Annotated in this window: 13 protein-coding genes; 7 read left to right on the top strand and 6 right to left on the bottom strand. The window is 74.1% G+C overall.

Annotated features, from left to right (window positions below; all coding sequences use genetic code 11):
• The first annotated feature begins 50 nt into the window (after positions 1-50).
• Positions 51-1,196 carry an NAD(P)-binding domain-containing protein gene (locus LUW75_RS22395; protein WP_250337212.1) on the top strand — a complete coding sequence of 382 codons (1,146 nt, stop codon included), beginning with the start codon at positions 51-53 and terminating at the stop codon, positions 1,194-1,196.
• Here LUW75_RS22395 and mltG read toward each other — a convergent pair.
• Positions 1,165-2,046 carry an endolytic transglycosylase MltG gene (gene mltG, locus LUW75_RS22390; RefSeq protein WP_250337211.1) on the bottom strand — a complete coding sequence of 294 codons (882 nt, stop codon included), beginning with the start codon at positions 2,044-2,046 and terminating at the stop codon, positions 1,165-1,167. The two genes, LUW75_RS22395 and mltG, sit on opposite strands and share 32 nt — an antisense overlap.
• Before the next feature lie 199 nt (positions 2,047-2,245).
• The gene (locus LUW75_RS22385) at positions 2,246-4,159 is read right to left on the bottom strand and encodes an ABC transporter ATP-binding protein (protein ID WP_250337210.1); all 1,914 of its coding nucleotides are present in this window, start codon (positions 4,157-4,159) and stop codon (positions 2,246-2,248) included.
• Positions 4,160-4,271: 112 nt separating this feature from the next.
• Here LUW75_RS22385 and LUW75_RS22380 point away from each other — a divergent pair, with 112 nt between their 5' ends.
• The gene (locus LUW75_RS22380) at positions 4,272-4,721 is read left to right on the top strand and encodes a MarR family winged helix-turn-helix transcriptional regulator (protein ID WP_250337209.1); all 450 of its coding nucleotides are present in this window, start codon (positions 4,272-4,274) and stop codon (positions 4,719-4,721) included.
• Positions 4,722-4,970: 249 nt separating this feature from the next.
• Here the strand turns inward: LUW75_RS22380 and LUW75_RS22375 are convergent, their stop codons facing one another.
• On the bottom strand, positions 4,971-5,762 hold the full coding sequence (locus LUW75_RS22375; protein ID WP_250337208.1) for a metal-dependent hydrolase: 792 nt from the start codon (positions 5,760-5,762) through the stop codon (positions 4,971-4,973).
• A 122-nt stretch (positions 5,763-5,884) separates the two neighbouring features.
• Between LUW75_RS22375 and LUW75_RS22370 the strand changes: the two genes are divergently transcribed.
• Together LUW75_RS22370 and LUW75_RS22365 are read left to right on the top strand one after the other, a co-directional pair.
• Positions 5,885-8,398, top strand: coding sequence for a DEAD/DEAH box helicase (locus LUW75_RS22370; RefSeq protein WP_250337207.1), 2,514 nt, complete (start codon positions 5,885-5,887; stop codon positions 8,396-8,398).
• 58 nt (positions 8,399-8,456) lie between these two features.
• A complete protein-coding gene (locus LUW75_RS22365) occupies positions 8,457-9,329 on the top strand; it encodes an acyl-CoA thioesterase (RefSeq protein WP_250337206.1) in 873 nt (290 codons plus the stop codon).
• Here LUW75_RS22365 and LUW75_RS22360 read toward each other — a convergent pair.
• Entirely contained in the window at positions 9,326-9,556 is a 231-nt protein-coding gene (locus LUW75_RS22360; protein WP_250337205.1) for a DUF6011 domain-containing protein, read from the bottom strand. The two genes, LUW75_RS22365 and LUW75_RS22360, sit on opposite strands and share 4 nt — an antisense overlap.
• A gap of 48 nt (positions 9,557-9,604) precedes the next feature.
• On the opposite strand from LUW75_RS22360, the gene LUW75_RS22355 reads away from it, so the two are divergent.
• The gene (locus LUW75_RS22355) at positions 9,605-10,090 is read left to right on the top strand and encodes a glutathione peroxidase (protein WP_250337204.1); all 486 of its coding nucleotides are present in this window, start codon (positions 9,605-9,607) and stop codon (positions 10,088-10,090) included.
• 71 nt (positions 10,091-10,161) lie between these two features.
• Here the strand turns inward: LUW75_RS22355 and LUW75_RS22350 are convergent, their stop codons facing one another.
• Positions 10,162-11,388 (bottom strand): acyl-CoA dehydrogenase family protein, encoded by a 1,227-nt coding sequence (locus LUW75_RS22350; protein WP_250337203.1) that lies wholly within the window; start codon positions 11,386-11,388, stop codon positions 10,162-10,164.
• A 145-nt stretch (positions 11,389-11,533) separates the two neighbouring features.
• Here LUW75_RS22350 and LUW75_RS22345 point away from each other — a divergent pair, with 145 nt between their 5' ends.
• The gene (locus LUW75_RS22345) at positions 11,534-12,181 is read left to right on the top strand and encodes a TetR/AcrR family transcriptional regulator (RefSeq protein WP_250337202.1); all 648 of its coding nucleotides are present in this window, start codon (positions 11,534-11,536) and stop codon (positions 12,179-12,181) included.
• A 184-nt stretch (positions 12,182-12,365) separates the two neighbouring features.
• Here LUW75_RS22345 and def read toward each other — a convergent pair whose 3' ends face one another.
• Positions 12,366-12,914 (bottom strand): peptide deformylase, encoded by a 549-nt coding sequence (gene def / locus LUW75_RS22340; RefSeq protein ID WP_250337201.1) that lies wholly within the window; start codon positions 12,912-12,914, stop codon positions 12,366-12,368.
• Positions 12,915-13,027: 113 nt separating this feature from the next.
• Between def and LUW75_RS22335 the strand changes: the two genes are divergently transcribed.
• Positions 13,028-14,266 (top strand): MurT ligase domain-containing protein, encoded by a 1,239-nt coding sequence (locus LUW75_RS22335; protein WP_250337200.1) that lies wholly within the window; start codon positions 13,028-13,030, stop codon positions 14,264-14,266.
• Positions 14,267-14,271 lie beyond the last annotated feature (5 nt).

Raw genomic sequence — 14,271 nt, 5'->3', positions numbered from 1 at the left:
CCGCCCGGCGGCCCGGGAAGATCCCCGGCGTCCGGGGGGTTGGTGGAGGCGTGAACGGGTTCGAGGTGCGGGACGTGGACGTGGTCGTCGTGGGCGCCGGGCAGGCCGGGCTGTCCGCCGCGTACCACCTGCGGCGTACCGGGGGCGCGCCCGGCCGGGACTTCGTGGTGCTGGACCACGCCCCGGGGCCCGGCGGCGCCTGGCGGTTTCGGTGGCCGTCGCTGACGTACGGCAGGGTGCACGGGATGCACGCGCTGCCCGGGATGGAGCTGACCGGGGCGGACGCGGACCGGCCCTCCGCCGAGGTGGTCGGGGAGTACTTCGCCCGGTACGAGGAGGCGTTCGACCTGCGGGTGCGCCGGCCCGTCCACGTGAAGGCGGTGCGGGACGGGGAGGGCCGGAGGCTGCGCGTGGAGACGTCCGGGGGGGTGTACGCGGCGCGGGCGCTGATCAACGCGACGGGCACCTGGGACCGGCCGTTCTGGCCGCGCTACCCGGGGCAGGGGACGTTCCGGGGGAGGCAGCTGCACACGGCGGACTACCCGGGGCCCGAGCCGTTCGCCGGGCTGAGGGTGGTCGTGGTCGGCGGCGGGGCCTCCGGTACGCAGCACCTGATGGAGATCGCCGGGGTGGCGGCGGAGACGACGTGGGTGACGCGGCGCGAGCCGGTGTACCGCGAGGGGGGCTTCGGCGAGGCCCGGGGGCGGGCGGCGGTCGCCCTGGTGGAGGAGCGGGTGCGCCGGGGTCTGCCGCCGCGCAGCGTGGTGAGCGTGACGGGGCTGCCGCTGGACGACGCGGTCCGGGAGGCACGGGCGCGCGGCGTCCTGGACCGGCTGCCGATGTTCGACCGGATCACCCCGACCGGCGTGGCCTGGGACCCGGGCACGGCGGGCGGGGAGGGGCGGACCGTGGAGGCGGACGTGATCCTCTGGGCGACCGGCTTCCGGGCGGCGATCGGCCACCTGGCTCCGCTGCGGCTGCGCGAACCGGGCGGCGGGGTGCGGATGGACGGCACCCGCGCCGTGCGCGACGAGCGGGTCCACCTCGTCGGGTACGGTCCGTCCGCGTCGACCGTGGGGGCGAACCGGGCCGGGCGGGCCGCCGTCCGGGAGGTGCGGAGGCTCCTGGCGCGCGAGCCGGCGCCGGCCTGGGCGCCGCGGGGCGTCAGGAGGCGGCGGTGCGGCGGTTCTGGTTGAACTCCTCGACGTTGGCCAGGTGTTCGGTGTAGTCGGCGGTGAAGCGGGTGTCGCCGGGTCTGACGGTGACGAAGTACAGCCAGTCGCCGGGCGGCGGGTCGAGGGCGGCGCGCACGGCCTGTTCGCCGGGGTTGCCGATCGGCGTCGGCGGCAGTCCGGGGGCGGCGTAGGTGTTGTACGGGCTCTTGACGCGGGTGTCGGCGCGCGAGGTGTCGAGGGTGGAGCGGTCGAGGGCGTAGTTGAGCGTCGAGTCCATCTGGAGGGGCATGCCGCGGGCGAGCCGGTTGCGGATGACGCGGGCCACCTTGCCCATGTCGTCCTCCGTGTCCGCCTCGGCCTGCACGATGCTGGCGACGGTGATCGTCTCGTAGAGGCCGGTGCTGGTGCGCGGGGATCCCTGGGTGACCTCCGGCGTCCCGAACCGCTCCCCCGCCGTGGTGACCATGTACCGCAGCAGGCTCCGCGGCGTGGTCGTGTCGTCGATCGGGTAGGTCGCCGGGAAGAGGAAGCCCTCGGGGTTGCCCCGCGCGGCGGCCGGCAGGTCGAGCCCGGCGGTGCCGGCCTCGACGCGGGTGGTGCCGGGCGGCAGGTCCAGGGCCTTGTCCACGGCGTCGTAGACCTGGCCGGCGCGCCAGCCCTCCGGGATGAGCAGCGTCCCGCTCCTCGACGGCGGCGGCTGCGGCACGGGGGGCTCGCGGACGAGGAGGAGCGGAACCAGGACGCCCGCCGTGAGGAGGGCGAGCACGCCGGTGGTCAGGACCACCCGGCCGCGGCGGGTCAGCCGCGTCCTGCGGTGTCTGCGGTGTTTGCGGTGCCTGCGACGGGGTGCCTGCGGGGCCTGATACCTCATACGGGAACGCTAACTCGCATACACCCTTAAATTCTGCATATCGGACATGTCGTCACGCGGGGCGAGCACGCCGGTGATCAGGACCGCCCGGCCGCGGCGGACGACCGGCCGGGCGGACGCGGGACCCCGCCGCCCGGCCCCGTCCGCGGGGTGGGGCGGCCGGGGCGCCGCGCGGCGGGCCGCCCCGCCCCCGCCGGTGTCATCCGCCGCGCAGGCCGGTGGGCCCGACGCCCGCCCCGTCCGGCGCCGCCGCGCCCCACGGGAGCGGCGGCGCCTCCCCGCCCACCGATACGTCCCCGCCCCCCGGCACGTCCCCGTCGACCAGGGCCGCGTACCGGCCGTCCCGGGCGAGCAGTTCCCCATGGGTGCCGCGCTCGACGATGCGCCCGGCGTCCAGCACGATGATCTGGTCGGCGTCGCGGACGGTGGAGAGCCGGTGGGCGATGGTGATGGTCGTCCGGCCGGCGGACAGGTCGTCGATCGCCCGCTGGACGGCGTGCTCGGTCCGGGTGTCCAGCGCGCTGGTCGCCTCGTCGAGGATGAGCACGGGCGGATCGCGCAGGATGGTCCGGGCGATGGCCAGGCGCTGCTTCTCCCCGCCCGAGAACCGGTAGCCGCGCTCGCCGACCAGCGTGTCGTACCCGTCGGGCAGCGAGGCGACGTGGTCGTGGATCTGGGCGGCCCTGGCGGCGGCCTCGATCTCGGCGTCGGTGGCGTCGGGCCGGGCGAAGCGCAGGTTGTCGGCGACCGACGCGTGGAACAGGTACGTCTCCTGGGAGACGACGCCCACCGCGCGGGCGAGGCTGTCGAAGTCGAGGTCGCGGACGTCGACGCCGTCGAGCGTGACCCGGCCCCCGGTCACATCGTAGAGGCGGGGCACCAGGTAGCCGAGGGTGGACTTGCCGGAGCCGGTGGCGCCGACGACGGCGAGGCGGCTGCCCGCCGGGACGACGAGGTCGATGCCGTCGAGCGCGGGGGCGCCCTTCCCGCCGCCCTCGCCGCCGTCCTCGTCGTAGTGGAAGCGGACGCCCTCGAAGCGGACCTCGCCGCGGGCCCTCCCCAGGCGCACGGGCCGCTCGGGCTCGGTGATGTCGACGGGCAGGTCGAGGTACTCGAAGATCCGCTGGAAGAGCGCGAGCGAGGTCTGGATCTGCACCCCGGTGGAGAGCAGGCCGACGGCGGGGCGGAACAGCCCCTGCTGGAGGGAGACGAAGGCGACGAGCGTGCCGATGGAGATCGCCGGCCCGCCCGCCCGGAGGGCGAGCCCGGCCGCCCAGTAGAGCGCCGCGGGCATGGCGGCCATGACGATGCTGACGGACGCCATCCGCCACCGCCCGGCCATGGAGGCGCGGACCTCCAGGTCGACGAGGCGCTCGGACTCGGCGGCGAAGGAGCCGGTGAGCGAGTCGGCGCGGCCCATGGTGCGCCCCAGCAGGACGCCGCTGACGGACAGGGACTCGGTGACCGTCGCCGCCATGGCGGCCATCTGCTTCTGCCGCTGGGTGGTGATCGCCTTGCGCTCCCTGCCGACCCGGCGGCTGATCCACACGAAGACGGGCAGCAGCAGGAGCGACACGGCGGTGAGCCGCCAGTCGAGCGCGAGCATCGCGACGACCGTCGCGACGACGGCCGTGAGGTTGGAGACGAGCGAGGTGGCCGTCGACGTGACGGTGGCCTGCATGCCGCCGATGTCGTTGGCGATGCGCGACTGGACCTCGCCCGTGCGCGTCCTGGTGAAGAAGGCAAGGGGCATCCGCTGGAGCCGGGCGTAGACCGCCGTGCGCAGGTCGTGCATGACGCGCTGCCCGACCGTGGTGGAGATCAGCGTCTGCAGGACGCCGAAGACGCTGGTCACCACCGCGGTGAGGATCATGCCGAGCGCGAGCAGGCTGAGCAGCCCCGTGCGCCCCTGCGGGATGGCCGTGTCCAGGATCTCGCGCAGGAGGAACGGCGAGGCGACCCCCACCAGGGAGGAGGCGCCGACGAGCAGGCCGACGAGGGCGAGCCGCCCGCGGTAGGGGTGGAAGAGGCGCAGGATGCGGCCGATCGGGGCCGGCGGCTGGTCCGGGTCGGGGGGCGGCGGGGTCCAGGTGGACTCGGCGTGGATACGCATGGGCTCCTTCCGCGGTCGTGCGCCCCGCGGGGGGGACACGGCCCTGCGCCGCAGAGCCTAGCCGATTGTTACCTATGTTCACAATGAGCATGGTCCTGATACTCTTCCGATTATGAACGCATCCGACGCCGACGGCCTGCTCGCCGAGCGGCTGCTGCGGTTGACCCGCCGCCTCCACCGCAGCCAGAAACGGCAGTTGGAGGCCGCGGACATCAGCATCACGCCCGCGCAGTCGCGCCTCCTGCGCACGGTCGCGCACTACGAGGCGCCGCCCCGCATGGCCGACCTCGCCGAGCGGCTGGAGGTCGTCCCCCGCGCGGTGACCAGCCTCGTCGACGCACTGGAGGCGAGCGGCCGGGTGCGCCGCGTCCCCGACCCGGCCAACCGGCGCGTCATCCGGATCGAGCTCACGGACGAGGGACGCGCCACGCTGGGGCTGCTGAGGAGCGCGCGCCGGACCGCCGCGGAGGACGTCCTGGCCCCGCTGACCGCCGAGCAGCGCGAGGTGCTCGGCGGTCTGCTGTCCGTCCTGGTCGACGGGGCGCCGGAGCGGTGCCGCTGAGCCGTCGTACGCCGCCGGGGGCGTGCGGGGCCGCCACCGGGTGTGCCCGAGGGTGCCCTGCGCCCGGGCGGGCCGGACCGCTCCGGGCCGCCCGGGCGGGGACTCTTCCCGACCGGCCGCCCGGCCGGGAAGAGCCCCCGCCCGTCAGCCGTCGGGCGGTGCGCGGCGCGTCGCCGAGGGGCCCCGGCGGGGACGCCGCGCCGGAGCCGCGCGGAGGACCGGCCCCCGACCGGCCCCGCCGGCCGGGGGTCAGATCACGCGGAGCGCGACCAGGCCGCCGTATCCGCCGAGCACCGTGAACAGCGGCATCAGCACCCTGACCTCCACCCAGCCGCCCGCCCGGAAGCGCAGCGCCTTCGGCGGCCCGACCGGGTACCAACGCTTCCCCCCAATCGGCAGGGGCCACAGCACGGGGCAGCCCGACACGGTCAGCGCGTCGCCGACGTCGTGCACCAGCGCGCCGAGCACGATGGGCAGCCCCAGCCACAGGTACTCCTGGCCGGGGGCCTCGAACAGCCAGCCCGCGCCGCCCCCGGGCCGGTCCAGGACTCCGGCGAGGATCCAGGCGCCGGCCGCGCCGAGCAGCCACACCAGCACGTCGCTGGAGACCCGGGCCGCCCGCCACAGCAGGCCCTCGACGGCGAGGACCAGGTGGACGAAGAGGAGGCCGAGGACGGCCCAACGGCCGCCGGCGACGGCGAGCGCGGAACCGCCGACGCCGATCGCGACCGCCCAGAGGGCCGTGTGGGTCAGCGTGCGGTGGCCGCCGCTGCGGCGCGGGTCGGTACGCGTGCGGGTCGCCTTGTACACGGCGTACGACAGCCTGTCGACGACCTCGCACACCCAGCGGGACAGCGGCCCGAAGGCCCGGGATATCGTCGCCGACCTGTGGTCGAGGTCCGGAGCGAGCGCCGCGCCGGCGCAGATCAGCGCCCCGGCGACGAGAACCGGCCACGGCATGGGGTGCCCGGCGGCCGTGGCCGCGGCGCCCACCCCCAGCCAGGCCGCCGCCCCGGAGAGTGAGTGCGCCGGTCCCATCATGTGCGTGCCCCGCCCCGGTGGTGGTGTGGTTGTGGCCGAGTTGACGGCACAGGGTACCGCCCGTGATCTTCCCGGTGGTGGCCGGTTCCCGTTTCCCGGAGGGGGCCAGGCAAGATGGAGGCGTGACCCTCATCGATCAGCTGCCGCAGACCGCCGATCCCGACGCCCTCTTCGAGGCCTTCTCGACGTGGGCGGAGGGCCGGGGCATCTCCCTCTACCCGGCCCAGGAGGAGGCGCTGATCGAGGTGGTCTCCGGCGCCAACGTGATCCTCTCCACCCCCACCGGCTCGGGGAAGAGCCTGGTCGCGGCGGGCGCGCACTTCACGGCGCTCGCCCACGACCAGGTGACGTTCTACACGGCGCCGATCAAGGCGCTCGTGTCGGAGAAGTTCTTCGACCTGTGCAAGCTGTTCGGCACGGAGAACGTCGGCATGCTCACCGGCGACGCCTCCGTGAACGCCGACGCGCCGGTGATCTGCTGCACGGCGGAGGTACTGGCGTCGATCGCGCTGCGCGACGGCGGGGACGCCGACGTCGGCCAGGTCGTGATGGACGAGTTCCACTTCTACGCGGAGCCGGACCGGGGCTGGGCGTGGCAGATCCCGCTGCTGGAGCTGCCGCAAGCGCAGTTCGTCCTCATGTCGGCGACGCTCGGCGACGTGTCGATGTTCGAGAAGGACCTGACGCGCCGCACGGGCCGCCCCACCGCCGTGGTGCGCTCGGCGACCCGCCCGGTGCCGCTGTCGTACGAGTACCGGACGACGCCCATCACGGACACGCTGACCGAGCTGCTGGAGACCCGGCAGGCGCCGGTGTACATCGTGCACTTCACGCAGGCGGCCGCCGTCGAGCGGGCGCAGTCGCTGATGAGCATCAACATGTGCTCCCGCGAGGAGAAGGACCGGATCGCCGAGCTGATCGGCGACTTCCGCTTCACCACCGCGTTCGGCCGGAACCTGTCGCGGTACGTCCGCCACGGCATCGGCGTGCACCACGCGGGCATGCTGCCGAAGTACCGGCGGCTGGTGGAGAAGCTCGCCCAGGCCGGCCTGCTGAAGGTCATCTGCGGCACGGACACGCTCGGCGTCGGCGTCAACGTCCCGATCCGCACGGTGCTGTTCACCGCCCTGACCAAGTACGACGGGAACCGGGTGCGCACCCTGCGCGCCCGCGAGTTCCACCAGATCGCCGGTCGCGCCGGACGGGCCGGGTTCGACACGGCCGGATTCGTGGTGGCGCAGGCGCCCGAGCACGTCGTCGAGAACGAGAAGGCCTTGGCGAAGGCGGGCGACGACCCGAAGAAGCGCCGCAAGGTCGTCCGCAAGAAGGCTCCCGAGGGCTTCGTCAACTGGACGCAGAACACCTACGAGAAGCTCATCGCGTCCGATCCGGAGCCGCTGACCTCCCGGTTCCGGGTGACGCACACGATGCTGCTGTCGGTGATCGCCCGGCCCGGCGACGCCTTCGCGGCGATGCGCCGCCTGCTGGAGGACAACCACGAGCCGCGCAGGAACCAGCTGCGCCACATCCGACGCGCCATCGCGATCTACCGTTCGCTGCTGGCCGGCGGCGTCGTCGAGCAGCTGGACGAGCCGGACGCCGAGGGCCGCACGATCCGGCTCACCGTCGACCTCCAGCAGGACTTCGCGCTGAACCAGCCGCTGTCGACGTTCGCGCTGGCCGCGTTCGAGCTGCTCGACCCGGAGTCGCCGTCGTACGCCCTCGACATGGTGTCGGTCGTCGAGTCGACGCTGGACGACCCCCGGCAGATCCTCGCAGCCCAGCAGAACAAGGCGCGCGGCGAGGCCGTCCAGGCCATGAAGGCGGACGGCGTCGAGTACGAGGAGCGGATGGAGCGGCTCCAGGAGGTGCAGTACCCGAAGCCGCTGGAGGAGCTGCTGTGGCACGCGTACAACCTCTACCGGAAGTCCCACCCGTGGGTCGGCGACCATCCGGTGTCGCCGAAGTCGGTGGTCCGCGACATGTACGAACGCGCCCTGTCCTTCACCGAGTTCACCTCCTTCTACGAGCTGGCCCGCACCGAGGGCATCGTGCTGCGGTACCTGGCCAGCGCGTACAAGGCGCTGGACCACACGATCCCCGACGACCTGAAGACCGAGGACCTCCAGGACCTGATCGCCTGGCTGGGCGAGATGGTCCGCCAGGTCGACTCCAGCCTGCTCGACGAGTGGGAGCAGCTGGCCAACCCGGAGGTGGAGACGGCCGAGGAGGCGCAGGAGAAGGCCGACCAGGTCAAGCCGGTCACGGCCAACGCCCGCGCCTTCCGGGTCCTGGTGCGCAACGCGATGTTCCGCCGGGTGGAGCTGGCCGCGCTGGACCACGTGGAGGAGCTCGGCGAGCTGGACGGGGAGTCCGGCTGGGACGCCGACGCCTGGGGCGCGGCGATGGACGGGTACTGGGACGAGTACGACGACCTGGGCACGGGCCCGGACGCGCGCGGCCCGAAGCTGCTGTCCATCGAGGAGGACCCGGAGCACGGCCTGTGGCGCGTCCGGCAGACCTTCGCCGACCCCGACGGCGACCACGACTGGGGCGTCAGCGCCGAGGTCGACCTGGCCGCCTCGGACGAGGAGGGCCGGGCCGTGGTCCGGGTCACCCACGTCGGCCCGTTCTGAACCCGGCCCCGACCGCCGCGCGTCCCCCTTCACGTACGAGAGGAAGCACCGGACACCCATGACGACGAACCCCGCCGAGAGGCTGGTCGACCTGCTCGACCTGGAACGGATCGAAGTCGACATCTTCCGCGGCCGCAGCCCCGAGGAGTCGCTGCAGCGGGTCTTCGGCGGGCAGGTCGCCGGGCAGGCGCTGGTCGCCGCGGGCCGCACGACCGGGGGCGACCGCCCGGTGCACTCGCTGCACGCGTACTTCCTGCGGCCGGGCGTCCCGGGCGTCCCGATCGTGTACCAGGTGGAGCGGGTGCGCGACGGCCGGTCGTTCACCACCCGGCGGGTCACGGCGGTGCAGTGCGGCAAGACGATCTTCAACCTGACGGCGTCGTTCCACCGGCCGGAGGAGGCCGCCTTCGAGCACCAGCTCCCGCCCCGCCTGGACTTCCCGGCCCCCGAGACGCTGCCGCCGGTCGTGGACGAGATCCGCGCGCACCTGGGGGCGCCGCCGGAGCCGCTGGAGCGGATGGCGCGGCGCCAGCCGTTCGACATCCGGTACACGGACCGGCTGCGCTGGACCGCCGAGGAGATCGAGGGCGCCGACCCGCGCAGCGCCGTGTGGATGCGCGCGGTGGGGCCGCTGGGCGACGACCCGCTGGTCCACACCTGCGCGCTGACGTACGCGTCGGACATGACGCTGCTGGACGCGGTCCGCATCCCGATCGAACCGCTGTGGGGACGGCGCGGGTTCGACATGGCGTCGCTGGACCACGCGATGTGGTTCCACCGGCCGTTCCGGGCCGACGAGTGGTTCCTGTACGACCAGGAGTCCCCGATCGCGACGGGCGGCCGGGGGCTGGCCCGCGGCCGGATCTACGACCGCGAGGGCCGGCTGCTGGTCTCCGTCGTCCAGGAGGGCCTCTTCCGGCGGCTGCGCTAGAAGAGCCCCTCCTGCTCCACCTCGTGGCGGCGGGCCCGGACGTCGGGGCGGGACGGGTGGAGCTTCGCGTCGCACGCCGGTCCGAGGCCGGTGCGGCGCGAGGCCCGGCCGGTCAGCGGACGGCCGCACAGCCGGCACCACACCGGCGGCCGACCGGGCGCCTCGGCGGCGGACGGCTCGGGGGCGGACGGCTCGGGGGCGCGGTACGGAAGTGGCTCGTCGTTCACGGTACGTGTCTATCCTGTCGTCCGTCCCGATGACGACGAGGAGGGCCCATGAGCCTGTACGACATCCCGCTGCGCACCCTGTCCGGCGAGCCGACGAGCCTCGCGGAGTACCGGGGCCGGGCGGTGCTGGTGGTGAACGTGGCGTCCCAGTGCGGTCTGACCCCGCAGTACGCCGGGCTGGAGAAGCTCCACCAGGAGTACGGCGGGCGCGGCCTGACCGTGCTCGGCGTGCCGTGCAACCAGTTCGGCGGGCAGGAGCCGGGCGGCCCGGAGGAGATCCGGACGTTCTGCTCCACCACGTACGGGGTGGCCTTCCCGCTGCTGGAGAAGACGGACGTGAACGGGCCCGACCGGCACCCGCTGTACGCGGAACTGACGCGGGCCGCGGACGCGGACGGCGAGGCGGGCGACGTGCAGTGGAACTTCGAGAAGTTCCTGATCTCCCCGGAGGGCGAGGTCCTCCGCTTCCGGCCGCGCACGGAGCCCGACGCGCCGGAGCTGGTCGCCGCGATCGAGGAGCGGCTCCCGGCCTGACGCGGCGCCCGGGAGGGGCGGGGGCGGTGGGCCGCAGCCGTACGGCGGGCGTCCGTCCCCGTCCCGCCCCGTCAGCGGATCGGGACGCCCGACAGGGTGCGGGCGATGACGAGGCGCTGGATCTCGCTGGTTCCTTCGAAGATCGTGTAGATCGCCGCGTCGCGGTGCATGCGCTCGACCGGGTACTCGCGGGTGTAGCCGTTGCCGCCCAGTATCTGGACGGCCTGGGCCGTGACCTCCTTGGCGACCTCGCTGGCGTAGAGCTTCGACATGGAGCCCTCCGCCGAGGTGAAGGGCCTGCCCGCGGTGGCCATCCAGGAGGCGCGCCACACCAGGAGGCGGGCCGCGTCGATCCGGGTGCGCATGTCGGCGAGCTGGAAGGCGACGCCCTGGTTGTCGATGATGGGCCGGCCGAACTGGTGACGCGTCGTGGCGTAGTCGAGGGCGACCTCGTATGCGGCGCGGGCCGTGCCGACGGCCATCGCGCCGACCGCCGGGCGGGACGCCTCGAAGGTGGCCATCGCCGCGTTCTTCACGCGCTCGCCGCCCTTCCGGGCCTTCTCCCGCGCTCGGGCCAGGCGCTCGTCCAGCTTCTCCTTGCCGCCGAGCAGGCAGGAGCCGGGGACGCGCACGTCCTGAAGGACCACCTCGGCCGTGTGCGAGGCCCGGATGCCGTGCTTCCTGAACTTCTGGCCCTGCGACAGGCCGGGCGTGCCCGGCGGGACGATGAAGGAGGCGTGGCCCTTGGAGCCGAGATCCGGGTCGACGACGGCCACGACGACGTGGACGTTCGCGATGCCGCCGTTGGTGGCCCAGGTCTTCGTGCCGTTGAGGACCCACTCGTCCTTGGCCCCGTCGTACACGGCGCGGGTCCGCATGGAGGCGACGTCCGAGCCGGCGTCGGGCTCGGAGGAGCAGAACGCGGCGACCTTCACGTCCTCGGGGGTGCCGTACATCTGGGGGATCCAGGTGCCGATCTGCTCCTCGGTGCCGTTGGCGAGGACGCCCACCGCGGCGAGGCCGGTGCCGACGATGGACAGGGCGATGCCCGCGTCGCCCCAGAACAGCTCCTCCATCGCCACGGGGATGCCGAGGCCGGTCGGGTCGAAGAACTGCTGGGCGTAGAAGTCGAGGGAGTAGATGCCGACCTTGGCGGCCTCCTGGATGACCGGCCAGGGGGTCTCCTCGCGCTCGTCCCACTCGGCGGCGGCCGGGCGGATCACGTCCTCGGCGAACCCGTGCAGCCAGTCGCGGACCTGCTTCTGGTCGTCGTTCAGCTCGAGCGTGAACTCGGCCATGGTTCCCTCCCGGCGGGCATATGCATGTTACTAGCAGTAACAGAAGTCTGTTACCGACGAGTAGCATCTGTCAACCGGCAGCCGGTGCCGGGTCGGTGTTACGTTGCGCTGGCCTCAGGAGCATCGACGGGCGGGGAGAGACGCTATGGAGACCACACACCGGACCGGGCAGCAGCGATCGGCCGAGCGGCGGCGGCGCGAACTGCTCGATGCGGCGGACCGCGTGGTCCTGCGCGAGGGGCCGCGGGCGTCCATGAACGCCATCGCCGCCGAGGCCGGCATCACCAAGCCCATCCTCTACCGCCACTTCGGCGACAAGGGCGGACTGTACCGGGCGCTCGCCCAGCGGCACACCGACGCCCTGCTGACCGCGCTGCGCGCCGCGCTCGACGCCCCGGCCGACCGCCGGCGGCGCGTCGAGGCGACCCTCGACACGTACCTCGCCGCGATCGAGGCGCGCCCGCAGGTCTACCGGTTCCTGATGCACCCCGCCGAGGAGGCCGGCCAGCCCTCGGAGCCGGGGTTCGACGCGGGCCGGCACTCGGCGCCGCTGCTGCGCCGGATGGGCGAGGAGCTCGCCGGGGTCATCGCCGAGCGCATCGACCCGGGCGGGGGCGGCGAGGCCCTGGCGCGGGTGTGGGGGCACGGCATCGTCGGCATGATGCACGCGGCGGGCGACTGGTGGCTGGGCGAACGGCCGTGCAGCCGGGCCGCGCTGGTCTCGGCCCTGGCCGACCTCCTGTGGGGCCGTCTCGCCGAGGCGGCCGACCGTGCGGACGGTCCCCGGTTCTGACCACCGTCCCCCCGGGCCGTAGGGGCGGCGGGGCGGGACCGCGCCCCGAGGCCGTACGGACGGCGGGGCGAAGCCATTCCCCGGACGGCGCGGACGGCGGGGCGGGGGTCCCCCGGACGGTGCGGACGGCGGAGCGGAACCGCTCACCCGGGCCGTGCCGACTCCCGCGCCCGCCGGCCCGCCCTCAGGTCCGGCGGCTCCCCCACGGGGCGCGCCGCGCCGCGCGCAGGACCCTCGCGCGGCGCCAGCCGGCCAGACGGTCCGGGTAGACCAGACCCTCCAGGTGGTCGCACTCGTGCTGGAGGCAGCGGGCGAAGAACCCCGTCCCCTCCACCCGCACCGGCCCGCCCCGCACGTCGACGCCCTCGACCACGGCCCGGTCGAAGCGCTCCGTCCCGGCCTCCAGGCCAGGCAGCGACAGGCAGCCCTCCGGGCCGCGCACGGTCACCCCGCCGGCCTCCACCAGACGCGGGTTGACGACGTGCCCGAGGTGCCGGACGTCCTCGTCGTCCGGGCAGTCGTAGACGAAGACGCGCAGGCCCACCCCTATCTGGTTCGCCGCGAGACCGACGCCGTTCGCCGCGTACATCGTGGCGAACAGGTCCTCCACCAGGCGGGCCAGGGGCGGCCCGAAGTCGGTGACGGTGTCGCAGGGGGCGTGCAGGGCGGGCGAGCCGAGCAGGCTCATCGCCCGCACGGCGCCGGAACTGCCGGGGATAGGCCGGTTTCGCATGGCGCTCAGGGTACGTTCGGGTCCGCCACCTGCCGGAGGGCAGGTGGCGGGGTTCGGGGCGGCGACCGTATCTCGATAGGCTGAGGCGACCCACGCTAGGAGGAACAAGGACGATGGCAGGCAACTCGGAGCCGCTGTCGCCGCGCGCCAAGCTGGCCGTGACGGCGGGCAAGGCCGCAGCGGCGGTGTCTCGCGCGGCGGGGCGCGGCAGCGGATCGGTGATCGGCGGCCGGGTGGCGCTCAAGCTCGACCCCGACCTTCTGGGCCGGCTCGCGCAGCACCTGGACGTCGTCCTGGTGTCGGCGACCAACGGCAAGACCACCACGACCCGCCTCATCGCCGAGGCCCTGCGTGCCGGCGGCCCGGTCGTCTCCAACGCGCTCGGCGCGAACATGCCCGCGGGCATCACCTCCGCCCTGGCCGGCGGGACGGAGTCGAAGTACGGCGTCATCGAGGTGGACGAGAAGTACCTGGCGGGCGTGGCCCGGGACACCGAGCCCAAGGTCATCGCGCTGCTCAACCTCTCCCGCGACCAGCTGGACCGCGCCGCGGAGACCCGGATGCTCGCCGAGAAGTGGCGCGAGGGACTCGCCGGCACCAAGGCCGTGGTCGTCGCCAACGCCGACGACCCGCTCGTCGTGTGGGCCGCCTCCTCCTCCCCCAACGTGGTGTGGGTGGCGGCCGGCCAGGAGTGGAAGGACGACGCCTGGTCCTGCCCGGCGTGCGGCGGCGTGATGCAGCGCCCCGGCGACGACTGGTTCTGCGGCGAGTGCGGTTTCCGCCGCCCCGCCCCCACGTGGGCGCTCAGCGGCGACCACGTCCTGGACCCGAACGGCTCCGCCTGGCCGATCCGCCTCCAGCTGCCGGGCCGCGCCAACAAGGCGAACGCCGCGACCTCCGCCGCGGTCGCCGCCGTGTTCGGCGTCCCGCCGCAGGTCGCGCTGGAGCGGATGTACCAGGTGCAGGCCGTCGCCGGCCGGTACGACGTGGTCTCCTTCCAGGGCCGCGACGTGCGGCTGCTGCTGGCGAAGAACCCGGCCGGCTGGCTGGAGACGTTCTCGCTCATCGACCGGCCGCCGACGCCGGTCGTCCTCTCCGTCAACGCGCGCGGCGCGGACGGCACGGACACGTCGTGGCTGTGGGACGTGGACTACACGCGCCTCGCCGGCCACCCGATCGTCGTGATCGGCGACCGCAGGATGGACCTCGCCGTCCGGCTCGAGGTCGCCGGCCTGGAGTTCCGGGTGTGCGACACCGTCGACGAGGCCGTGCGGCTGGCCCCGCCCGGACGGATCGAACTGATCGCCAACTACACCGCGTTCCAGGACGTCCGCCGCCGCGTCGGCAACTGACCCAC

The organism is Streptomyces sp. MRC013, from assembly GCF_023614235.1.
In the GTDB taxonomy this organism is placed as follows: Bacteria; Actinomycetota; Actinomycetes; order Streptomycetales; family Streptomycetaceae; genus Streptomyces.
The sequence above is the reverse complement of the archived record's forward strand: the minus strand, read 5'-3'. Positions and strand labels throughout refer to the sequence as shown.